Source organism: Stenotrophomonas sp. JAG2, from assembly GCF_041080745.1.
Taxonomy (GTDB): Bacteria; Pseudomonadota; Gammaproteobacteria; order Xanthomonadales; family Xanthomonadaceae; genus Stenotrophomonas; species Stenotrophomonas maltophilia_AA.
On sequence record NZ_JBEUMH010000019.1, the window covers coordinates 14,708 to 35,358 of the forward strand.

At 67.8% G+C, this 20,651-nt stretch carries 19 protein-coding genes; 7 read left to right on the forward strand and 12 right to left on the reverse strand.

Features of this window, described 5'->3' with window-relative positions; all coding sequences use genetic code 11:
• Positions 1-94: 94 nt before the first annotated feature.
• The gene (locus AB9O74_RS17695; protein WP_176989010.1) at positions 95-1,039 is read right to left on the reverse strand and encodes a chemotaxis protein; all 945 of its coding nucleotides are present in this window, start codon (positions 1,037-1,039) and stop codon (positions 95-97) included.
• 105 nt (positions 1,040-1,144) lie between these two features.
• Between AB9O74_RS17695 and flgA the strand changes: the two genes are divergently transcribed.
• From flgA to AB9O74_RS17715, 4 genes are all read left to right on the forward strand, one after another.
• The gene (gene flgA / locus AB9O74_RS17700; protein WP_176989009.1) at positions 1,145-1,792 is read left to right on the forward strand and encodes a flagellar basal body P-ring formation chaperone FlgA; all 648 of its coding nucleotides are present in this window, start codon (positions 1,145-1,147) and stop codon (positions 1,790-1,792) included.
• 109 nt (positions 1,793-1,901) lie between these two features.
• Positions 1,902-2,204 (forward strand): flagellar biosynthesis anti-sigma factor FlgM, encoded by a 303-nt coding sequence (gene flgM / locus AB9O74_RS17705; protein WP_088435084.1) that lies wholly within the window; start codon positions 1,902-1,904, stop codon positions 2,202-2,204.
• Between the two features lie 2 nt (positions 2,205-2,206).
• The gene (locus AB9O74_RS17710) at positions 2,207-2,539 is read left to right on the forward strand and encodes a flagellar protein FlgN (RefSeq protein ID WP_172407607.1); all 333 of its coding nucleotides are present in this window, start codon (positions 2,207-2,209) and stop codon (positions 2,537-2,539) included.
• A gap of 85 nt (positions 2,540-2,624) precedes the next feature.
• Positions 2,625-3,848 (forward strand): ATP-binding protein, encoded by a 1,224-nt coding sequence (locus tag AB9O74_RS17715; RefSeq protein ID WP_176989008.1) that lies wholly within the window; start codon positions 2,625-2,627, stop codon positions 3,846-3,848.
• Positions 3,849-3,986: 138 nt separating this feature from the next.
• On the opposite strand, the gene AB9O74_RS17720 is transcribed toward AB9O74_RS17715, so the two are convergent.
• Positions 3,987-5,738, reverse strand: a complete 1,752-nt coding sequence (locus AB9O74_RS17720) for an EAL domain-containing protein (RefSeq protein WP_176989007.1) — start codon at positions 5,736-5,738, stop codon at positions 3,987-3,989.
• A 4-nt stretch (positions 5,739-5,742) separates the two neighbouring features.
• On the reverse strand, positions 5,743-7,848 hold the full coding sequence (locus AB9O74_RS17725) for a PAS domain S-box protein (protein WP_369350091.1): 2,106 nt from the start codon (positions 7,846-7,848) through the stop codon (positions 5,743-5,745).
• Between the two features lie 150 nt (positions 7,849-7,998).
• On the opposite strand from AB9O74_RS17725, the gene AB9O74_RS17730 reads away from it, so the two are divergent.
• A complete protein-coding gene (locus tag AB9O74_RS17730; protein WP_369350092.1) occupies positions 7,999-10,782 on the forward strand; it encodes an EAL domain-containing protein in 2,784 nt (927 codons plus the stop codon).
• A gap of 81 nt (positions 10,783-10,863) precedes the next feature.
• Here AB9O74_RS17730 and AB9O74_RS17735 read toward each other — a convergent pair whose 3' ends face one another.
• The 7 genes from AB9O74_RS17735 to AB9O74_RS17765 form a co-directional block, all read right to left on the reverse strand.
• Positions 10,864-12,036: a winged helix-turn-helix domain-containing protein gene (locus tag AB9O74_RS17735; protein WP_369350093.1), complete on the reverse strand. Its 1,173-nt coding sequence runs from the start codon at positions 12,034-12,036 to the stop codon at positions 10,864-10,866.
• 46 nt (positions 12,037-12,082) lie between these two features.
• Complete coding sequence (locus tag AB9O74_RS17740) at positions 12,083-12,388, reverse strand: hypothetical protein (RefSeq protein WP_369350094.1); 306 nt, start codon at positions 12,386-12,388, stop codon at positions 12,083-12,085.
• Positions 12,389-12,486: 98 nt separating this feature from the next.
• Positions 12,487-13,677, reverse strand: coding sequence for a methyl-accepting chemotaxis protein (locus AB9O74_RS17745; RefSeq protein ID WP_369350095.1), 1,191 nt, complete (start codon positions 13,675-13,677; stop codon positions 12,487-12,489).
• Positions 13,678-13,810: 133 nt separating this feature from the next.
• A complete protein-coding gene (gene hflD, locus AB9O74_RS17750; RefSeq protein ID WP_176989000.1) occupies positions 13,811-14,425 on the reverse strand; it encodes a high frequency lysogenization protein HflD in 615 nt (204 codons plus the stop codon).
• On the reverse strand, positions 14,422-15,561 hold the full coding sequence (gene mnmA, locus AB9O74_RS17755; protein ID WP_369350096.1) for a tRNA 2-thiouridine(34) synthase MnmA: 1,140 nt from the start codon (positions 15,559-15,561) through the stop codon (positions 14,422-14,424). Before mnmA ends, hflD begins: the two co-directional genes overlap by 4 nt.
• Complete coding sequence (locus AB9O74_RS17760) at positions 15,558-16,019, reverse strand: NUDIX hydrolase (protein WP_369350097.1); 462 nt, start codon at positions 16,017-16,019, stop codon at positions 15,558-15,560. Before AB9O74_RS17760 ends, mnmA begins: the two co-directional genes overlap by 4 nt.
• Before the next feature lies 1 nt (position 16,020).
• Positions 16,021-16,485 (reverse strand): hypothetical protein, encoded by a 465-nt coding sequence (locus AB9O74_RS17765; protein WP_369350098.1) that lies wholly within the window; start codon positions 16,483-16,485, stop codon positions 16,021-16,023.
• A 94-nt stretch (positions 16,486-16,579) separates the two neighbouring features.
• On the opposite strand from AB9O74_RS17765, the gene clpS reads away from it, so the two are divergent.
• Complete coding sequence (gene clpS / locus AB9O74_RS17770) at positions 16,580-16,912, forward strand: ATP-dependent Clp protease adapter ClpS (protein ID WP_176988996.1); 333 nt, start codon at positions 16,580-16,582, stop codon at positions 16,910-16,912.
• 16 nt (positions 16,913-16,928) lie between these two features.
• Here the strand turns inward: clpS and AB9O74_RS17775 are convergent, their stop codons facing one another.
• Positions 16,929-17,735 carry an APH(6)-I family aminoglycoside O-phosphotransferase gene (locus AB9O74_RS17775; protein WP_369350099.1) on the reverse strand — a complete coding sequence of 269 codons (807 nt, stop codon included), beginning with the start codon at positions 17,733-17,735 and terminating at the stop codon, positions 16,929-16,931.
• A 131-nt stretch (positions 17,736-17,866) separates the two neighbouring features.
• Here AB9O74_RS17775 and clpA point away from each other — a divergent pair, with 131 nt between their 5' ends.
• A complete protein-coding gene (gene clpA / locus AB9O74_RS17780; RefSeq protein ID WP_346479142.1) occupies positions 17,867-20,146 on the forward strand; it encodes an ATP-dependent Clp protease ATP-binding subunit ClpA in 2,280 nt (759 codons plus the stop codon).
• Between the two features lie 77 nt (positions 20,147-20,223).
• Here the strand turns inward: clpA and AB9O74_RS17785 are convergent, their stop codons facing one another.
• Complete coding sequence (locus tag AB9O74_RS17785; protein ID WP_176988994.1) at positions 20,224-20,604, reverse strand: hypothetical protein; 381 nt, start codon at positions 20,602-20,604, stop codon at positions 20,224-20,226.
• Positions 20,605-20,651 lie beyond the last annotated feature (47 nt).

Here is a 20,651-nt window from a genome sequence, read left to right on the forward strand (position 1 = left end):
GCGTGCCAGAGGGGAGGGGCCGGGTAAATCCACGCCAAGCGTGGATGACGCAAACCAACCGGGGACGACGGACCGACGGCCAGTCGACCGCCGGTTACGCCGCCATCGCCACCTTGCGCAGGCGGTCCAGCAGGAAGTCCGCCAGCTCATGCGGGGAGTACTTGGCCACGAAGGCGTTCGCCCCGACCCGCTCGACCATCGCGTTGTTGAACACGCCCGACAGGGAGGTGTGCAGCAGCACGTACAGGCCGGCCAGGCCGGGGTGACGCCGGATTTCCGTCGTCAGGGTGTAGCCATCCATCGCCGGCATCTCGATATCGGAGATCACCATGGCGTAGCGCTCGGCGGGGTTTTCGCCCGACGCGTGGATCTGCAGCAGGTGGTCCAGCGCCTGCTTGCCGTCCGAGAGCAGGGTCGCCCCGACCCCCAGCTGGTCGAGCACGCTGCGGATCTGCTGGCGGGCCACGCGCGAATCGTCCACCACCAGCACCTGCATCGGCGGGGCGTCGGCGGGCAGGGCCATGGAGGGGTCCAGCACTGCCTCGCCGCGGATCTCGGCGATGTCGGCCAGCACGCTTTCCACGTCGATCACCTGGATCAGTTCGCCCTGGAAGCGGGTGACCGCGGTCAGGTAGCTCGATTCAGCGCCCAGTTCCGGCGGCGGGTGGATGTCCTCCACCGCGATGTTGACGATGCGTTCCACACCGCTGACCAGGAATCCCTGGATCGAACGGTTGAACTCGGTCACCACCAGATAGCCCGGCGCCTTGTCGGCATCGGGCTCACGCTCGGGGTGGCCGATCGCCAGGCCCAGGTCCAGCACCGGCACCGAACGGCCACGTACATCGGCCACACCGGCGAACTGGCTGGGCAGTCCGGGTACCTGGAACAGGCCCGGACGGCGCAGGACTTCCTGCACCTTGAAGACATTCACGCCAAAAAGCTGACGTCCACCCAGCCGGAACAGCAGCAGGGCCAGACGATTGTGGCCGGCCAGTCGCGTACGCTGGTCGATGCGGTTGAGCAGGTCATGGGACATGGGCTTGGTATCGGCGGCGGTGGCGATGACTTGAGCGCGGCGTGCGCCCCGGTTCGGCATGCGGCTTGCATCGTGCTGCGCATGTTCCTTGCCCTTGGAGTGCCCATGCGTTCTCTTGTCTTTGCCGCGCTGCTGCTGGCGGCACCCGCCTGGGCGGCCGGTGCCTGGCAGCCCGTGGACAGCATCCGCCAGGCGGCGCTGGGCACCTTGCCGGCCGGCAGTGAAGGCGACACCACGCTGGACTCGGCCTTGCGCCTGCCCGCCTGTGGCCAGCCGCTGGCAGCCCAGCCGACCGGCACCAGCACCGTGGAGGTCAGCTGCCCCGATGCGGGCGGCTGGCGCCTGTTCGTGCCGGTCAAGGTGCGCCGCAACCAGACCGTACTCATTCTCAACCGGGGCGTGGCCGCTGGAGAAACCCTGTCGGCGGCCGATATCACTACCGGCCAGCGTGATGCGGCCCGGATCGCCGGTGCTGCGTTGGCCGATCCGGCCGCCGCCGTCGGCCGCGTGGCGCGCAGGACCCTCAGCGCCGGCAGCCTGCTCTCGGCCAATGATCTGGTCGCGCAGCGGCTGGTGCGCCGGGGCGACAGTGTCGCGCTGGTGTCGCGGCGGGGCGGGGTGGAGGTCCGGGTAGCCGGACGCGCCATGGCCGATGCCGGCGAGAACGAGCGGGTCTCGGTCGAGAACCTTTCCTCGCGCAAGATCGTGCAGGGCACCGTCGCGGCCAGCGGTGACGTTTTAGTGACGCGCTGAACACGATTGTGAATACGGGCCACATTTCCCGTAAAACCTGCAATATTCCCCTAAAGATGGCGCCCGACCGGCCGTTATCCCTTGTGAACCGCATTCCCAGGACAACTCCATGAGCCAGAAAATCGACGGCAACCTGCAGGCCACCGCCCATCTGCGCAGCGTCGCTCCGGGCAACAAGCCGAGCGTCAGCACCGATGCACCGGCCCGCCCGGTGGAAGCCGCTGACAGCCTGCGCCTGACCGGCGAAGCCACCAGCCTGCAGGCGATGCAGCGCGAACTGTCCACGGCCCCGGCGATCGACGCGGCCCGTGTCCAGGCCGTGCGCGATTCGCTGCAGAACGGCACTTACAAGATCAACCCCGACGCGATCGCGTCGCGCATGCTTGAGCTGGACCAGCAGCTGCAGGGATGAAGCTGGCGATGAGCGAGCCGCTGCAGCGCCTCAGCGATGCCCTGGACGTCGAACGCCAGGCATTGGTCGAGCATGATGTGCAGGCCCTGATCCGCGCGACCGGCGCCAAGCTGGAGGCGCTGCGGGCCCTCGAGGCGGCCCTGCCGCTCGGCCAGGCCGAGCGCGTGCAGGAGCTGGCCGAGCGCAACCGCGCCAACGGCGTGCTGCTCTCGCGGCGCCGCCGTGAGGTCAACTGGGCGCTGCGCCAGCTCGGCCGCAGCGAAGATGCTGCGGCGTACGATGCCAAGGGCCAGTCGCACACGCTCAACACCCGGCGGCCGCTCGCGGTCGCCTGATCTCCCCCGTCTGGCGGCCCCGTGCTGCCGATGTGAACGTCACCGCGTATATTGAGCGCCTGTTTCCTGCTGCCTCGATGTGACCGTGACCGTAACTTCCGCCCTTGTCACCGCGCCGTTGCCTCCGCATCCGGTCCTGCTTGCCCTGTTTGAACGGATCAAGGAGGGCGTGCTGCTGTTCCGCGAAGACGGCAGCGTGGCCCTGGCCAACGCCGCGGTCAGCGAAATCCTCGGCCAGGCCGAGCGCGACGCCGAGCTGACCCCGGCGCAATGGCTGCGCCAACTGCTGCCGCCCGACGCGCTGGAACAGGCGCGCCTCAACGGCCACTGGAACGGCAGCCTGCCGGTCGGCGAGCGGATGGTCATCGCGCATGTCTACCATCACGACGATGGCGGCCAGCGGCATTACCTGGCGCTGTTCCGGCGCATCGAAGGCCAGGAAGACTACGAGCGCGAGCTGCAGCAGCGCCATGCCGAGCTGCGCCAGGCCTACCTGCGCCTCAATGGCACCCAGGAAAAACTGCTGCAGTCGGAGAAAATGGCCTCGATCGGCCAGCTCGCCGCCGGCGTGGCGCACGAGATCAACAACCCGATCGGTTACGTGCACTCCAACCTGGGCAGCCTGCAGGAGTACCTGCGCAGCCTGTTCACCGTGATCGAAGCCTACGAGCGGGCCCTGCGTGCGCCGGACCCGAAGGCGCTGATCCCGGAAATCGACGACATCCGCCAGCGCTTCGACATCGACTTCATCAGCCGCGACCTGCCGCAGCTGATGGCCGAATCGCGCGAGGGCATCGAGCGGGTGACGCGCATCGTGCGCGACCTGAAGGACTTCTCGTATTCCGGCCGCGATGAGTCGTGGAAGCTGGTCGACCTGCATGCGGGCCTGGAATCCACGATCAACATCATCTGGAACGAGCTCAAGTACAAGGTGACCCTGCACCGCGAGTTCGGCCAACTGCCACTGGTGGAGTGCCTGCCGTCCGAGTTGAACCAGGTCTACATGAACCTGCTGCTCAACGCCGGCCACGCCATCGCGGACCGCGGCACGATCAACGTGCGCACCGGGGTGGACGGCGATACGGTCTGGGTGGAGTTCGAAGATACCGGCGGCGGCATCTCGCCGGACCTGCGCCAGCGCATCTTCGATCCGTTCTTCACCACCAAGCCGGTCGGCAGCGGCACCGGGCTGGGCCTGTCGATCTCCTACAGCATCATCAACAAACACCACGGCCGCATCGACCTGGACAGCACGCCAGGCGTGGGTTCACGGTTCCGGCTGGTGCTGCCGATCAAGCAGCCGCGCTGATAAGACACGGGTAGTGCCGGCCGCTGGCCGGCTCCTCGCAGACATCGGAGATCGCCTGGAGCCGGCCAGCGGCCGGCACTACCATCAGATCGCCTGGAGCCGGCCAGCGGCCGGCACTACCCGGGTTGCGCGCACCTTTCAGTCGGCGGTCGGTGCGGCCGCCACCGGGGCGGTGTTGGCACGCCGCTGTTCTTCGTGCGTGCGGAACGCCTGGTGGATGTGCTTGCGCAGTTCGTCGTCGTTCCACGGCTTGGTCAGGAAGCGATAGATCGCGCCGCGGTTGATCGCGTCGGTCACCGTGTTGAGGTCGGTGTAGCCGGACAGCACCAGCCGGATCGTATCCGGATAGAGCATCTTCACCCGGCCCAGGAACTCGGTGCCGCTCATGTCGCTCATGCGCTGGTCGGACAGGATCACCTGCACGTCGTTGATCGCCAGCAGGTCGAACGCATCGCGCACGTTGCCCGCGGCCAGGATCCGGTAGCCATCGCGACGGAACAGGCGTACCAGTGAGCGCAGCACGTTCTCTTCGTCGTCCAGCAGCAGCAGCGTCCGGTCCGGACGCGTCTCGGCGAAGGCCTCCGGGCGCAGGTAGCGCCGGCGCAGGGTCATGCCGGCCGCATCGGCCGACATCGGTTCACCGAACAGATAGCCCTGGAACACATCGCAGTCGTTGCGGCGCAGGAAACCGAGCTGTGCCTGCGATTCCACCCCGTTGGCGATCACCGTCATGCCCAGCTGGTGGCCCATCGCGATGATCGCGCGCGCGATGGCCGCTTCGCGGTTGCCGGCGGGCGCGCTCTTGATGAAGCTGCGGTCGATCTTGAGCTTGTCCACTGGATAGCGGACCAGCGCGCTGAGGCTGGAGTCGCCGGTGCCGAAGTTGTCCAGGCTCAGGCTGATGCCTTCATTGCGCAGGTTGACCAGGGTTTCGTGGACGAAGTTGACGTTGTTGGTCAGCGCGCTTTCGTTGATCTCCAGCGTCAGCATCTGCGCCGGGACGCCGGCGGCCTGCATCAGCGACATCACCTCGGCGAAGAAGTTGGGCCGCAGCAACTGCAGGGTGGAGACGTTGACCGCGATGGTGAAGTCATCGAAGCCCTGGTCGCGCCACAGCTTGGCCTGCTTGAGCGCGCCTTCCAGCACCCAGGTGCCGATCTGCACGATGATGCCCAGGCGTTCGGCGGTGCGCATGAAGCGCTCCGGCACCAGCATGCCGAGGGTCGGGGACTGCCAGCGCAGCAGCGCCTCCATGCCGACCACGTGGCCGTCGCGGGCACTGACCAGCGGCTGGTAGCGCAGCTTGAGCTCGCCATTGGGAATGGCATCGACAATCTGGCGCGCGATGATGCTCTCGCTGTGCGCGCTGGAGGGCGTGTCCACCGCATGGATGCGCACCGCGTTGCCGCCTTCGCGCGCCGCCTGGTACAGCGCGTCCTCGGCATGGTCGAGCAGGCGCGACACCCCGGTGGCATGCTCAGGGCACAGGCTCACGCCCAGCTTGCCGGTCATGAACAGCGTGTACGGCAGCACCGAGAGCGGCAGCTCCAGCTGCTGGCGGATCTCCTCGGCCAGGTCCTCCGGCAGTGGCATGTCGGCCGTGCGTGGTACCGCCAGCAGGAACTCGTCGCTGCCATGCCGCCATAGCTTGCCGCGGCCGCGCAGGTGGTGCTGCAGCCGCTGGGCGACCAGCACCAGTGCCTGGTCACCGACCTCGGCGCTCATGTTCTCGTTGACAGAGGCGAAGTGGTCGATATCCACGTGCATCAGCATCAGCGGCGTTCCGCCCGAGGCGGCTTCGGTCACCATCGCCTGCAGTTCGGGATTGCCGGCCCCCAGGCGGGGCGGGGCATCTTCGATGCTGACCAGGGGCAGAGAAGGGTTCCACATGAGCTCAGTGTTCCAGTGCGTCGTGAGCCGTCGCGCCGGTGGCGCGGTACGGCAGGTAAAGGTCGATCAGGGTACCGGCACCATGCGCCGATTCGATGCGCAGCGTGCCACCCACGCTCTGCGCGCGTTCGCGCATCACGATCAGGCCCAGCCCGCGCGGGCCGTCCGGGTCGAAGCCCTCGCCGTCGTCGCGCACCTGCAGGTGCAGGCCATGGTCGTCGACATCGCGCAGGTGCAGGTTGACCTGGCTGGCGCGTGCGTGGCGCAGTACGTTGGTGAGGCTTTCCTGGGCGATGCGGAAGCAGGCCTGTTCGATGTCGCCGGCCGGCCGCCGCGGGAGTGACTGGATATCCGGCAGCAGCTCGATCGCCGCCGAGCGGAACAGCACGCCGGCCTGCCAGCGCAGTGCCGCTTCCAGGCCCAGCGCGTCCAGCTGCGGTGGGCGCAGCAGGGTGGAGATGTCGCGCAGCTTGCCGACGGTGGCGTCGGCCAACTGGATGATCTGGGCCAGGTCCTCGTCGCGGCGGGCGGCATCCTGCTCGTCCTGCGCGGCATATGCGGACAGTTTCATCGCGGTGATCGCCTGGCCGATGTCGTCGTGCAGATCGCGCGAGATGGCCCGGCGCTCGTCTTCCTGCAGCGAGAACAACCGCCCGGCCATGGCCTGCAGCTCGCGGTTGCTGGTTTCCAGCGCCTCGCGGATGCGCTCGGGCTCGCTGAGGTCGCGCACGATCAGCAGCTTGCAGTCGCGCCCGCCGTAGCGCACGTCGCCGACCGCCAGCCCGGCCTGGAAGGCGTGGCCGTTGAAGCGCCGCATGCCGATCACCTCGCCAGCCCCCGCGCTCTGCGGCGGCAACTGCGCGAACAGCTGGGCGCGCACGCGGGGCAGGTCATCGGCGGTGACCAGTGCGGCCAGTGGCTCGCCCAGCAATGTGTTGTGGCCATAGCCGAACTGGGTGGCCGCGCACGCGTTGGCATACAGCACGTGCTCTTCGGACAGGATCACCACGCCGTCGGGCAGCACCCGTACCAGCTCGCGGAACTGTTCTTCGCGCTCGCGCAGCAGGCGCCGCGACTGCTCACGCTCGGTGACGTCCTGCAGCGTGCCCAGCACGCGCGGGCGCCCCGCATCATCCTGGCCGCTTTCCGCGCGCAGGTGCACCATCAGGGCGCGCCCGTCCATCGCCAGCAGTGGCAGCAGCACATCGATCTGCACCGGCTCGCCGGAGCTCATCTCCTGCAGCAGCTGTTCGCTGAGCGCCGCCGTGGCCGGATCGGCCGGGACCAGCAGCTCGTCGAAGCGGTGCCAGCGCCGGGCCTCGGGCGGGCGCCGGCCGAGCAGGCGATAGACCTGGTTGGCGTAGCGGCCCAGGCCCGTGGCCGGGTCGATTTCCCAGGCACCGATGCGCGCCATTTCGTGCGCTTCCTCGACCCGGGCCAGGGCCTGGTCGCGGCGCAGCAGGGCCTGGTCTTCGCGGGTGCGGTCGATCGCGATCAGCAGGCGCGCGGGGCGGCCACCGTAATCGATGAAGTTGCTGCGCATCTCCATGCGCCTTGTGCTGCCATCGCTCAAGCGCAGATCGGCGGTGATCACGCACAGCTGCTCGGGATGGGCGCGGATATGCTCCAGCTTGGCTTCGAGCATCGCCTCGTGGCCGGGCGGCCACAACGCGGTGATCGGCATCGCGGTGAAGGCCTCGCGGCTGAAACCGAAGAACCCTGCGGCAGCCGGATTGACGTCCAGGATCGCCAGCGATTCCAGGTCATAGACCAGGATCGGGCCGGGGTTGCCCTCGAACATCTGCCGGTGGCGCGTTTCCGAATGCTCCAGCCGCGCGTGGGTATGCAGCACGTGCTGGGCCAGCGGGCGCAGCAGCAGATAGATCAGTGCGGCGCTGGCGACCACGAAGAACGTGCCCTTGATGGTCTGCCACTGCGCGGCCGTCTGCAGATTACCGGCCACCATCTTGACCGCCGCGTCGCTGCACAGGATCCAGACCAGGGCCAGGACCAGGTAGGCCACGACCACGCGCCACCGGTCGCGGCGCAGATCGCGGGCGAGAGGGGGTTCGGCAGCGCGTTCGGAAGGGCCTGGCAAAGGGGTGGACATGGGGCAGGGCGGGGCCAATCGGACAAGGCAAGCGTCATCTTACCTGCCCCGGGTGAGGATGCAGGGCGCGAGGGAACTCAATAATCCGCGGCGCCCGCCGTTAACGATTGCGTTCCCCGGTTGTCGGGTGCGTTATCGGAGTTACAGGGCGTGGACCAAGGGATTATCGCGAGTCTGCTGCAGCACCCATTGGCCTCGGCGCTGGTGATCCTCGACCGTGCCGGTCGTCCGATCGCCGCCAACCCGGCCGCGCGCGAGCATGGCCTGCCGGCCACGATTGCTGCATACGGCGAGGTACTGGAAGACCTGCGCCTGCTCGCCGCCGACGGCGGCCTGGTGCCCTGCCAGCTTCCCGGTGGGCCCGGCGGCCGGTTCGATGGGTGGATGCGCGCCGTGCACGATCCGGATGGGCACCTGCTGGCCTTCACCCTGAGCGTGCCCGAGCCGGTCGCCGCCTACGCGGGCAGCCGCTGGGAAGTGGCGCTGGACCATGCCGGGCATGGCCTGTGGGACTGGGACCTGCCCAGCGACAGCGTGCGCCGCTCACGACGCTGGGACGGCCAGCCCGTGGAAGACTCCCATGTCCGCGCCGAGGGCGTCAGCGCGCTGCTGGAGAACGTCCACCCGGATGATCAGCCGACGGTGCGCGTGGCGATGGACGCGCACCTGCGCGGCGAGAGCGACGCCTATACCGCCCAGTTCCGCGCGCGCCACCCGGACGGCGGGTGGCGCTGGGTCCTGGACCGCGGCCGGGTAGTGACCCGCACCGCCGACGGGCAGCCGCTGCGCATGGTCGGCACCCATACCGACATCCAGGCCCAGAAGCAGATGGAAGCCCAGCTGCGCGAGCAGCAGGTGCACCTGCGCGAAGCCCAGCGCATCGCCAGCATGGGCAGCTGGTCGTGGGATCCGGAAGCACGCCGGTTCTGGTGGTCGCCCGAGTTCCGGGCGCTGCTGGAGATGGGCGAAGATTCCATGCACGGCCGACGTCACTGGCTGCGGCAGCTGGAGCCGCAATCGCGTGGCCGGCTGCGCGGCGCCTGGCGCCGGATGTGGCGCGATGGCGCGGCGACCACGCTGGAGCTTGAGCTGGTCCGTGGCACGGGCGCGCTGCACCTGCGCGTGTGGATGCAGCCGCTGATCGGCCCCGACGGACGCATCCAGCGCCTGCTGGGCCAGGTCCAGAACATCACCGAACAACACCAGACCGACGCGCTGATCCGCTGGCGCACCGAGCTGCTCAACCGGGTCTCCGCGCTGGGCCGCATTGGCGGCTGCGAGATCGAGGTCGGCACGCGCCACATGCAGTGGACCGAGGAGTGCTACCGCATCCATGGGCTGCGCAAGGAGCCGATCAGTCTGGACCAGGCGCTGGGCCTTTACACCCAGGACTCGCGCGACGCCTTCGAGGCGGCCCTGCTGCGTATCGCCGACGGCGGGCTGCCCGAGCAGCTGGACCTGTGCTTCTACCGCCAGTCCGGGCTGCGCATCTGGGTCCAGGTGCTGATCGAACTGGACAGGCGCGATGGCCTGCCGACGCGCTTCGTCGTGTTGTTCCGTGACATCACCCGCGAGCGCGAGGCCAACGAGCGCATCGAACTGCTGGCCCATTACGATCTGCTCACCGGCCTGCCCAACCGGATGCTACTGCGCGAGCAGACCGCCGACGCCATCGAGGAAGCCCGCGATCGCGGCAGCCCGCTGGCGATGCTGTTCATCGATCTGGACGGCTTCAAGACCATCAACGACACCTTCGGCCACGCCACCGGCGATGCGCTGCTGAAGGCGGCTGCCTCGCGCCTGCACCAGAGCCTGCGCAACAACGATCTGTTCGGCCGCTTCAGTGGCGACGAGTTCATCGTCGTGCTGCGTGACCTCGCGGCGCCGGAAGATGCAGGCCACGTGGCACGCAAGCTGATCGCCTCGCTGGCCGAGCCGCTGCACCGCGGGGAAAGCACGCTGAAGGTCGGTGCCAGCGTCGGCATCGCGATGCTCGACGACAGCCGCCAGGATTTCGAATCACTGCTGCGCGCCGCCGATGCGGCGATGTACGCGGCCAAGGAAGCCGGGCGTAATACCTACCAGTATTACAGCCAGGACGCGCTGGCCAAGATCCAGCGCAAGCTGGAGATCGAGCACGCGCTGCTGGGCGCGATCGAACGCGAAGAGTTCACCCTGGCCTACCAGCCGTTGCTGCATGCCGAGAACGACCAGCCCCCGGCGATCGAGGCGCTGCTGCGCTGGCATCGTCCCGGCATCGGCTACTGCAGCCCGGCCGAGTTCATTCCGATTGCCGAGAAGTGCGGCGAGATCGTGCGGATCGGCGACTGGGTGCTGGCCGAAGCCTGCCGCCAGGCCGCCGCGTGGGACGCCGCCGGCCTGAAGTTCGACCGCGTGGCGGTCAATGTCTCGGCCGTGCAGCTGCGCGACCGCGGCTTCGCCGAGCGCGTGATCGATATCTGCCACGCCCACGGTTGGCCACCGCAGCGCCTGGAGCTGGAGCTGACCGAGTCCGCCCTGATCCGCGACACCGATGTGCTGCGGCATTGCTTCGATGTCCTCGAGCGCCACGGCGTGCCGCTGGCGGTGGACGACTTCGGCACCGGGTTCTCGAACCTGCACTACCTCAACCGCTTCCCGGTCGGTCGCCTGAAGATCGACCGCAGCTTCGTCCAGGGCATGCTGCACGACGCCGGCACCGCCGAAGTCACCCAGGCGATCGTGCACCTGGGCCACGCGCTCGGCATGAAGGTAGTCGCCGAAGGCGTGGAGACCGAGCAGGAAGAGGCGATGCTGCGCCGCCAGGGCTGCGACGAGATCCAGGGCTACCTGTACTCGCGTCCGCTTGCGCCGCGCGATCTGGCGCAGTGGTTGAAGCTCGGTACCCAGACGCCCTCGCGCGAGAGCTATGTGGCGGTGACGCAAAGCGTCTGAGGATGGCCCGCGTCGCCTCCTGACGGGCCATGCGCCTGGCATGGCACTGCCGGCCAGGCGGGGGCGGCGCCAAGGGTGTCGCTAGCCCCGTTGAGGCGCCCTCGGCCGACCTGCGCGCTTCCTCAGGGCAGCGTCATCGAGCGTGGTACAGCCATTGAACCTGGCGAAGCGCTGGAGCTCATTGGCGAGATGCGGCAGGACCTCATTCCGATCCGCGGCCGCTTCCCAGTGTGCGCTGATCACCTCGAACCGCGCTTCTCCGCGATGGGCCTTGCAGTCGACCCGCGCCACCAGCCTGTCTCCGAACAGGACGGGCAGGCAGAAGTAGCCGAACGCGCGTTTAGGGGCGGCGGTGTAGCACTCGATCCGATAGTCGAAGCCGAACAGCGCACTGAGGCGATCACGGTGGATGACCAGGTTGTCGAAGGGCGAGAGAATCGTCACCTCCTCGCGGGAGGCAGGTGCGGATTCCAGCACAGCACTGTCGACGTAGACGTCCAGACCCTTGAGATCTTTCAGCCGTTGGATGCTGCCTGCAGTGATCCGATCATGGACAACGTCGCGCATGGCGACGCGGAGCGTCTTGCCGCTCCGGAGATGCAGCAGTTGGGACGGGGTGAAGACGCCGTGTGCCCTGAGCGTGGTATCGAAAAGATGGGTGGCGTACTCGTGATCATCGGGGATGCTCAGGTCCAGATCATCCGGCAGGCAGCGCTCTGCAAGGTCGTAGCGCTTCTCGGCGCCGCGGCGCTCGCAGACCATCAGATCGCCGCGCATGAAGAGCGTTTCGACGGCACGACGGCCCGGGCCGGTGCTCCACCAGCTGCCGCTGCTGGTGTCACCCGTCTCAAGGTCCCGCAGCCTGAGCGGACCCTCTGAGCGGATCCGCGCCAGGATCTCCTTCATCAGGCGTGGATCGCCGTTGCAGAAGTAACGGCTTTCCCCCGTGCGTATCGAGGACATTCGCGGCAGCGCGAAGCGATAGTCGTGCATCGGCAGGTACGCAGCGGCGTGGAACCAGTACTCGAACAGCTTTTTCTCGCCGATGAGCTGGTTCAGGCATGCCGGGTCGTAGCCAGGAACCCGATTCCACAGCACGTGGTGATGCGCGCGCTCGATGACCGACAGGGTGTCGATCTGCACGTAACCCAGATGCGAGACGGCCTGAAGCGCGCCATCGATCCCCGCACTGAAGCGAGAGGAGGATCCCAGTCCCTGGGCGTGCACTGCTAGCCGTCTCAGCCGAACCTTCATACGCTCTCACCCGATGCAGGGCTGGAGGATATCGGGTTGTCGTGCCTCAGCGCGCAGCCGCGTCCAGATCATCACCGCTCAAGCCCAGGTCCCACGCCAGGCCGGCGATGGCGGGATCGATGGCGGAGGGCAGGGTGGCAACAGCGTGCGAGGGATGCCTGGCCAGCTGCGCCAGTTCCTTCAGCGCAAGCTGCTCCAGCCGTTCAATCAGGGCGCGCCCCTGCAGCGGGGTGGCCGGCACCGCGGGGGCGTCAGGCAGGGCGACGGGAATTGCGCCGTCACTGCTCTGCACCGCCGGTTCCAGCTCGGCGGGGACAACGGATGCAACGGACAACACGGACGCATTCAACATCGGACCATCATCTGCAGCCAGGGCGGGGAGTGCAAGCGCAACGGCCCCGGGGGTACCGGGGCCGCAGGGTGTGCCGCGTGCGGCACGTTACCGCTGGATCAGAACAGTTCGACCGCGCCTGCGGCCATGCTCTGCTGGGCGACCGCCTTGTGCGGCGGGCGCTCCCACTCGGTGCGCATGTCGCGCAGGCGGGCGCCGGTGCGCTGCAGGGCGGTCACGACCTCTTCGTCGAACACGCCGCCACTGCGGTGCAGCAGTTCCTGCAGGGCCACGGCTTCGCGGTTGATCGCGGTCAGGCGATCCAGGTGGGTATGCACGCCGCCCAGGGCCTGGGTCGCGATGTCCTCGAACTGCAGGGCGCGGACCGCTTCGGCGACGCTGCTGTCGATGGCACGGCCGCACTCGGAAATCTCGCGCATCCCATCGCCCAGCGAGGCGTTGATCTGGGCCACGTTGTCCAGCATCTGCGCGGCTTCGTGGCGCGCTTCGCGGGAACGGTCCATATCGCGGGAGGCCATGTGCGAAACCGTCTCGCGGACCTTGGCGATGGCGTCCTTGGAGCTGTGCGCCAGCTTGCGGATCTGCTCGTTGAAGGTGGTCGAGCGCTCGGACAGGTTGCGGACCTCGTCGGCAACCACCGCGAAACCGCGACCGGCTTCACCGGCACGCGCTGCTTCGATGGCGGCGTTCAACGCCAGCAGGTTGGTCTGGTCGGCGATCGACTTGACGTCTTCCAGCAGCGCGAAGATGCCATCCAGGTGCTGCGCCATCTGGTCGATGTGCTGCACGGTGTTGCTGCTCTGGCCGCTGACCTGCTCCAGCGCTTCGACCAGCTGCTCCATGCGCTGGCTGGCATGCTGGGCGAAACGGGCCACGTCCACGCCGGCACCGCCGTCTTCACCGGCACGGTCGACGATGCGGGCCAATGCCTGGCTCTGCTGGCGCGACTTGCGGTTCATGGCATCGAAGCTGCTGCCCAGGCCGCTGACCGCGTGGCGGATCAGGTCGCGGGCACGTTCGACTTCGCCACGCGAGCCGTCGATTTCGTTGCCGACGAACGAGCGCAGCTCGGTCAGCAGCTGGTCCTGCTCGCGCAGGATGCGGGCCTGTTCAGGCGAACGCTGGGTCTGGGCGCGGGCCGACCACCAGGCAAACCCGAGCCAGCTGAGCGTCATCGTGGTCAGGATCGCCCAACGCAGGGCGGCTGGCCACTCGAAGCCGATGGCAAACGGAAGCAGAAGGGTCAGGACCAGGGGGGCGGCCAGGCGGATGAAGAGGCGTGAGTACATGGACGTTCTCGGGGAGGTGCACGGATGCTGTATCGGCCGTACCCCGGTTTGCTTTAGTCCTGCACCACACATTCGATCAAAAACCGCACGTTCCGGCCCCCATGTAGAGCCACCCCATGGGTGGCTGCACAGGTCAGCGCAGCTGGCGGGCGATCGCTTCCAGCATGGTCTTGCGGGAGAACAGGAAATCCCAGTACTGGCCGCCGGTCTGGCGCCAGAGCACCGCCGAACGGACCGCGGCGAGCAGCAGGGCGCGGATCTCGGCAACCACGCCGGCCTGGCCCAGGTAGTGCGGGTTGCCCTGGACCATCACGCGCGGCTTGAGGTTGCTGATGGTGTCGGCGTACAGGCCGCCCAGCGCGGCGAGCACGTCGGGATGGGCGCTGTCGCCCAGCTCGCTGGCCTGCGCCTGGGCACGCTCGATGCCGGTGCTGACCTTGGCCACGATCTCGTGCTCACGCACGAAGCGGCGCTCCAGCTGCAGGACCGAGAGCGCCAGCCGCGGCACGTGCTCGTCCTGGCCCTGGCTGCTCAGGTAGTTGTGCAGCAGGCGCAGGCCCGGGGCGACATTGCTGGCGCTGCCGTAGATCTCCTGCGGGCTGGCCGCGTCGATGCGGAACACACTGTCCACCGCGGTACGGACCACGGCGGCTTCGGAGTGGCCGGTTTCGGCGATGCGGCGCACCTGCTGCAGGGCCTGGGCGATGCCGGCCAGAGCAAGAACGCGGTCGTCGACGGAAAAACTCATGCAGCAGATACCTCGAAAGGAGAAGGGGTGGCGCGCAGGCGCTGTTCCAGTGGCGCATCGGTGGCGGCGATGACGGCGCCTCCAAGGCAGACCTCCTCGTCATACAACACCAGCGATTGACCAGGGGTGACGGCACGCTGCGGCCGGGCGAAGCGCACCTCCAGGGTGCCATCGTCGCGCACGGTGACCGTGCACGGTTCATCCGGCTGGCGGTAGCGGGTCTGGGCGGTGCAGTCGAACCGGCGCGCAGGCGGAGCGCCGGCGATCCAGTGGGCGACTTCAGAATGCAGCCGGGTCGACTGCAGCCAGGGGCTCTCGCGGTCCTGGTCGACGTACAGCACGTTGCTGGCGACATCCTTGCCCACCACGTACCACGGCGCGGCCGGCCGGCCACGCACGCCGCCGATGTTCAGGCCCTCGCGCTGGCCCAGCGTGAAGTAGAACACGCCGGGATGTTCGGCGATCAGGGCGCCATCAGGATCGCGGATCTCGCCCGTCTTCGCCGGCAGGTAACGGCCGAGGAACTCGCGGAAGTCGCGTTCGCCGATGAAGCAGATGCCGGTCGAATCCTTTTTCGCATGGGTCGGCAGCCGCGCGTCGCGGGCGATCCGGCGCAGGTCGTTCTTCTGCAGGTCGCCGATCGGGAACAGCGTGGCGGCCAACTGTTCCTGGCCCAGCTGGTGCAGGAAGTAGCTCTGGTCCTTGCTGCGGTCGGCACCGCGCAGCAGCGCCCAGCGCCCGCCGACCTGTGCGATGCGGGCGTAATGCCCGGTCGCGATGCGCTCGGCGCCGAGCTCACGCGCGGCGTCGAGGAAATGCTTGAATTTCACTTCGCGGTTGCACAGCACGTCCGGGTTGGGCGTGCGCCCGGCCGCGTATTCGGCCAGGAAGTGCTCGAACACGCCCTGCCAGTACTCGCCGGAGAAATCCCGGAAGTGGAACGGGATGCCGAGCAGGCCACAGACCGCCACGGCGTCGCGACGGTCATCTTCGGCGCGGCAGTCGCCGCTGCCGTCGTCGGCCCAGTTCTGCATGAACAGGCCGGCCACCGGCTCGCCCTGCTGGACCAGCCGCCAGGCCGCGACCGAGGAGTCCACGCCGCCGGAGACGCCGACCATGATGCGTGGGGTGCTCATGCGACCTCCTTCACGAGCGACAGCGGATGGCGCTGGCCGGCGAGGTAGTCGGCGACCACCTGCCATACCAGCGGGCTGCGCAGGCGGGTCGGATCGGCCTTCAGCTCGGCCGGGGTCAGCCAGAGCGCGCGCAGGATCCCGGCGTCGAGGCGACGCGCGGGATCGTGCGAGAGCGCTTCGGCCGCGTAGGCAAAGCGCAGGAACGGCGTGCCGTCCGGGGCGGTCCACTGGTAGGTGCCGATGAAGGCGCTCAGGCGCACCGTCCAGCCGGTTTCCTCCAGCGTTTCGCGGACCGCGCCAGCGGCCAGGCTTTCGTCCGGCTCCAGGTGCCCAGCAGGCTGGTTCAGCACCTGGCGACCGTCGATCGCCTCCTCGACCAGCAACAGACGCCCGTCATGGGCCACCACGGTGGCCACGGTGACATGGGGCGTCCAGCGCGGTTCCTGCACGGCGCTCACCTCAGTACTCGTCCTGCTCGGTCAGCTCGAGCTCCATCGCATCGGCGGTGCGGACCGCGGCATCGATCGCGTCGCTGAGCGCCTCCGGCGTGGCGTTGGCGTCGACCTTGACCACGAACATCGCCAGCTGGTCCTGCTTCACCCAGGCGCCCATCTTGGCGTCCTGGGAATCCTCGAGCAGCCGGTTGGCCACCGCGGCCGGGAACTGCTTGCCCGGCGCGTTGTAGGCCGGCGACCAGATCTCACGGATCGTGTGCTTGCCGAACTCCTCGACGGTGGAGCGCACGAAGGCCAGCTGGCTGCGGCCATCGTCCATGTCGAAGACCATCTTGTAGTCGCCGTCCTCGTCCACCTCGTAGGTGTAGTCGAGCGTGTCCAGTGCACGCCCGACGGCCTTGTCCGGCTCGGCCGCGTTGGCGCCGGTGGCAGTCACGGCCAGCAGCAGTGCGGCAGCAATCCTTTTCATGAAATCCCTGTGAACGTCGGTTGGAGAGTGCAGATTGTGAAGGGCCGCAGGGGGCGACGTCCAATCCGGGGGAGCGGGGCCCTATAATGTGGGGATGCCCCGCGAGACTTCCCACGAAACTCATCACGACCACGGCGTGCTGCTTGAGCCTGCACGTCCCGAGGTCGCGCCGCCGCCGCTTTACCAGGTGATGCTGTTGAATGACGACTACACCCCGATGGATTTCGTGGTGACCGTCCTGCAGCACTTCTTCTCCATGGACCTGGACAAGGCCACCCAGGTGATGCTCCACGTGCATACCCGCGGCCGCGGCGTGTGCGGGGTGTTCACCCGCGAGGTCGCCGAATCCAAGGTTGCCCAGGTCAACGAGTTCTCGCGCATGAACCAGCATCCGCTGCTGTGCACGATGGAAAAGGCCAGCGGCTGAGGCCGGAAGCCCTCCGCTACAGCCGCTCGAGCGCCATCCGCGCCACGGCCAGATCGACCTGCGCCGGATCGCCGTCGCCCAGGAACCACACCGCCGACAGGCCTGCGCTGGCCGCGATCCAGCGCAGCAGCCGTGTCCTGTCGAGCCCGCCGAGCGTACTGACCTGGTGGACCCGGCGTTCAAACAGGTCCTCCCGCACGGCCACGTGGATGCCGGGCCCGCACAGGTCCGGATTGGTGAACAGCGTGGTGTAGTCGAAGGCGCGGTCGCCCTGCAGGCGCTTGGGGTCGATCGCCAACCAGCCACGTGCGCCGAATGCCAGCACATTGTCGTGGTGCAGGTCGCCATGCAGCGGGCGCTGCTCGCGCTGATCGGCCAGCAGCCCCTCCGCCAGCGATCTGCACTGTTCCAGCAATGGCGACAGCGTCACCGTCGGCGCCAGCAGCTCCCTGAACCATTGGTGCAGCGGCACCAGGCCTTCCGGTGGGTCCGCGCGGGGCCGATGGAGCTTTTCCAGCACCGCGCACAACACGGCCGTCGCCTCCATGTCGCGCCCCTCGATGGACATCGCGCGCAGGGAATCGCCCGGTACCGCGCGCTCCATCAGCAGGGCGTCGCCCTCATGGCCCAGGGCCCGCGCGGCGCCGTCGCCGTCCCACCAGTCCAGCAGCAGGTGGCCGTTGGGTTCTTCGGCATGCGTGCTCATCTTCAACATCGCCGGGGTGCCGTCAGGCAGGCGTACCGGCCAGAGCCGGCCCCGCGGGGTCTTGATGACATCGCCGTCACGGTGAAGCTGCCATTTCGTGGCCGGAAGTTCGTGCATGATGGAGGCTCGTCGAATGGAGGGGCGCGATCGGCGGAGTGCTAACGCCGTATGAACGCACTGATCCGCTAGGGTGATGGAAATCGTGATGGTTGGCCGCATATTGTTCCCAACAGCCGCCGGAGTTAATCATGTTCAGTAAAGACCTCGAACACACCATCGGACAGTGCTACAAGCGCGCCCGTGAGGCCCGGCATGAATTCATGACGGTGGAACACCTGCTGCTGGCCCTGCTCGACAACCCGTCCGCCCAGGCTGTCCTGAAGGCCTGCGGCGCGGATGCCGAGCGCCTGCGCCAGGAACTGGAACAGGCCATCGAAGCCTCGGTCTCCCGCCTGGCCGAAGATGACGGGCGCGATACCCAGCCGACCCTGGGCTTCCAGCGTGTGCTGCAGCGCGCCGTGTACCACGTGCAGTCCTCGGGCAAGAAGGAGGTCACCGGCGCCAATGTGCTGGTGGCGATCTTCGGCGAGAAGGACTCGCATGCGGTGTACTACCTCAACCAGCAGGACGTGACCCGGCTGGATATCGTCAATTACCTCTCCCATGGCATCGCCAAGCTGGGCGAGGAGGGCGAAGTGCCGCCTGCCGCCGATGGCGAGGGCCGCGCCGAGGGCGCAGAAGGCGAGGGCAAGGGCGATGCGCTGGCCGAGTTCGCCAGCAACCTCAACGACCAGGCCCGCAACGGCAAGATCGACCCGCTGGTCGGCCGCGCCGATGAGATCGAGCGCACCATCCAGGTCCTGTGCCGCCGCCGCAAGAACAACCCGCTGTACGTGGGCGAGGCCGGCGTGGGCAAGACCGCGATCGCCGAAGGCCTGGCCAAGCGCATCGTGGAAGGCTCGGTACCGGACGTGCTCGCCGATGCAGTGATCTATTCGCTGGACCTGGGCGCCCTGGTCGCCGGGACCAAGTATCGCGGCGATTTCGAAAAGCGCCTGAAGGGCGTGTTGACCGCGATGAAGAAGCTGCCGAACGCGGTGCTGTTCATCGATGAGATCCACACCATCATCGGCGCCGGCTCGGCCTCGGGCGGCACCATGGATGCCTCCAACCTGATCAAGCCGGCCCTGGCCTCCGGCGAGCTGCGCTGCATCGGCTCGACCACCTTCCAGGAGTACCGCGGCATCTTCGAGAAGGATCGGGCGCTGGCCCGGCGTTTCCAGAAGATCGACATCGTGGAACCCACCGTGGGCGAGACCTACGAAATCCTGCAGGGCCTCAAGCCCAAGTACGAAGCGCACCACGGCGTGACCTACGCCGATGACGCGCTGCAGGCCGCGGTGGATCTGTCGGTCAAGCACATCAACGACCGCCTGCTGCCGGACAAGGCGATCGATGTGATCGACGAAGCCGGTGCCCGCCAGCGCCTGCTGCCGGACGGCGAGCGCAAGGAACTGATCGACATCGAGGAGATCGAGACCATCGTCGCCAAGATGGCGCGGATTCCGGCCAAGCAGGTCAGCGCGACCGACAAGGACGTGCTCCAGCACCTGGAGCGCAACCTGAAGATGGTGATCTTCGGCCAGGACCCGGCCATCGAGACCCTGTCCTCGGCGATCAAGCTGGCCCGCTCGGGGCTGGCCAATCCGGAAAAGCCGATCGGCAACTTCCTGTTCTCCGGCCCGACCGGCGTGGGCAAGACCGAGGTCACCAAGCAGCTCGCGCTGCAGCTGGGCATCGAGCTGGTCCGCTTCGACATGAGCGAGTACATGGAATCGCATTCGATCAGTCGCCTGATCGGTGCGCCTCCGGGCTATGTCGGCTTCGACCAGGGTGGCCTGCTGACCGAGAAGATCGTCAAGACCCCGCACTGCGTGCTGCTGCTGGACGAGGTGGAGAAAGCCCACCCGGACATCTTCAACATCCTGCTGCAGGTCATGGACCGCGGTGTGCTGACCGACACCAACGGCCGTGAGGCGAACTTCAAGAACGTGGTGCTGGTGATGACGACCAATGCCGGCGCGGCGCAGGCCTCGCGGCGGTCGATCGGTTTCACCCGCCAGGACCATGCCACCGACGCGATGGAAGTGATCCGCAAGAGCTTCACGCCGGAGTTCCGCAACCGTCTGGATGCGATCGTGCAGTTCCAGGCACTGGGCTTCGAGCACATCCTGCGCGTGGTGGACAAGTTCCTGATCGAGCTGGAAATGCTGCTGCAGGAAAAGCACGTCAGCCTGTCTGCCACGCCGACCGCGCGCGACTGGCTGGCCCACCATGGCTTCGACCCGCTGATGGGTGCCCGCCCGATGGCCCGCGTGATCCAGGACAAGATCAAGCGTCCGCTGGCTGACGAGCTGCTGTTCGGCAAGCTGGTCAACGGCGGTCGGGTCAGCATCGACGTCCGCGACGACCAGTTGTTCGTCGAGACCGAGGCCGAGCCGGAGCGCCTGTTGCCGGCCACCGTGTGATCGCGCGGCCGGCGCTGTCGAGATGAATCGAAAAGCCCCCGCAAGGGGGCTTTTCTGTGCGCGGACCGGGCGCCTGCTCAGCGGCGGGCGCGGGCCTTGCGGTTGAACTGCTCTGCGGTGAGAGGCTCCACCGCGGCCACGTCACAGCTCTGGCTGTTGGTGTGCAGCTTGCTCACGCCGCCACCGCACAGCTGGCCGTCCTGGCCCGGCGTGGCGAAGTCGAGTTTGGACGACATGGCGGCGCTGCTGCAGGAGCGGTCAAAACGGACGAGATAGTGCTGGTCGCCGTTGCGCAGCAGCACATCGCGGTCGGCACGGTTGCGCACCACCTGCTTGTCCGGGGACAGGGTGATGCAGTCGGCGGGCGCGGCCGGTTCGGCGGCCTGAACGGACGCGGCGGCCGCGAGGCAGGTGGCGAGCAGGAACAGGGAGGTCGGGCGCTTCATGGCGGGGGCCATCGGGTCGGGATCCGGATTGGATCGAGAGCCAGAGTGGACCGTTGCGT

Excerpts from the sequence above, each read along its gene's own strand:
- AB9O74_RS17695 (WP_176989010.1), bottom strand. The coding sequence starts at position 1,039 with ATGTCCCATGACCTGCTCAACCGCATCGACCAGCGTACGCGACTGGCC.
- flgA (WP_176989009.1), top strand. The coding sequence starts at position 1,145 with ATGCGTTCTCTTGTCTTTGCCGCGCTGCTGCTGGCGGCACCCGCCTGG.
- flgM (WP_088435084.1), top strand. The coding sequence starts at position 1,902 with ATGAGCCAGAAAATCGACGGCAACCTGCAGGCCACCGCCCATCTGCGC.
- AB9O74_RS17720 (WP_176989007.1), bottom strand. The coding sequence starts at position 5,738 with ATGTGGAACCCTTCTCTGCCCCTGGTCAGCATCGAAGATGCCCCGCCC.
- AB9O74_RS17725 (WP_369350091.1), bottom strand. The coding sequence starts at position 7,848 with ATGTCCACCCCTTTGCCAGGCCCTTCCGAACGCGCTGCCGAACCCCCT.
- AB9O74_RS17735 (WP_369350093.1), bottom strand. The coding sequence starts at position 12,036 with ATGAAGGTTCGGCTGAGACGGCTAGCAGTGCACGCCCAGGGACTGGGA.
- AB9O74_RS17740 (WP_369350094.1), bottom strand. The coding sequence starts at position 12,388 with ATGTTGAATGCGTCCGTGTTGTCCGTTGCATCCGTTGTCCCCGCCGAG.
- AB9O74_RS17745 (WP_369350095.1), bottom strand. The coding sequence starts at position 13,677 with ATGTACTCACGCCTCTTCATCCGCCTGGCCGCCCCCCTGGTCCTGACC.
- hflD (WP_176989000.1), bottom strand. The coding sequence starts at position 14,425 with ATGAGTTTTTCCGTCGACGACCGCGTTCTTGCTCTGGCCGGCATCGCC.
- mnmA (WP_369350096.1), bottom strand. The coding sequence starts at position 15,561 with ATGAGCACCCCACGCATCATGGTCGGCGTCTCCGGCGGCGTGGACTCC.
- AB9O74_RS17765 (WP_369350098.1), bottom strand. The coding sequence starts at position 16,485 with ATGAAAAGGATTGCTGCCGCACTGCTGCTGGCCGTGACTGCCACCGGC.
- clpS (WP_176988996.1), top strand. The coding sequence starts at position 16,580 with ATGCCCCGCGAGACTTCCCACGAAACTCATCACGACCACGGCGTGCTG.
- AB9O74_RS17775 (WP_369350099.1), bottom strand. The coding sequence starts at position 17,735 with ATGCACGAACTTCCGGCCACGAAATGGCAGCTTCACCGTGACGGCGAT.
- clpA (WP_346479142.1), top strand. The coding sequence starts at position 17,867 with ATGTTCAGTAAAGACCTCGAACACACCATCGGACAGTGCTACAAGCGC.
- AB9O74_RS17785 (WP_176988994.1), bottom strand. The coding sequence starts at position 20,604 with ATGGCCCCCGCCATGAAGCGCCCGACCTCCCTGTTCCTGCTCGCCACC.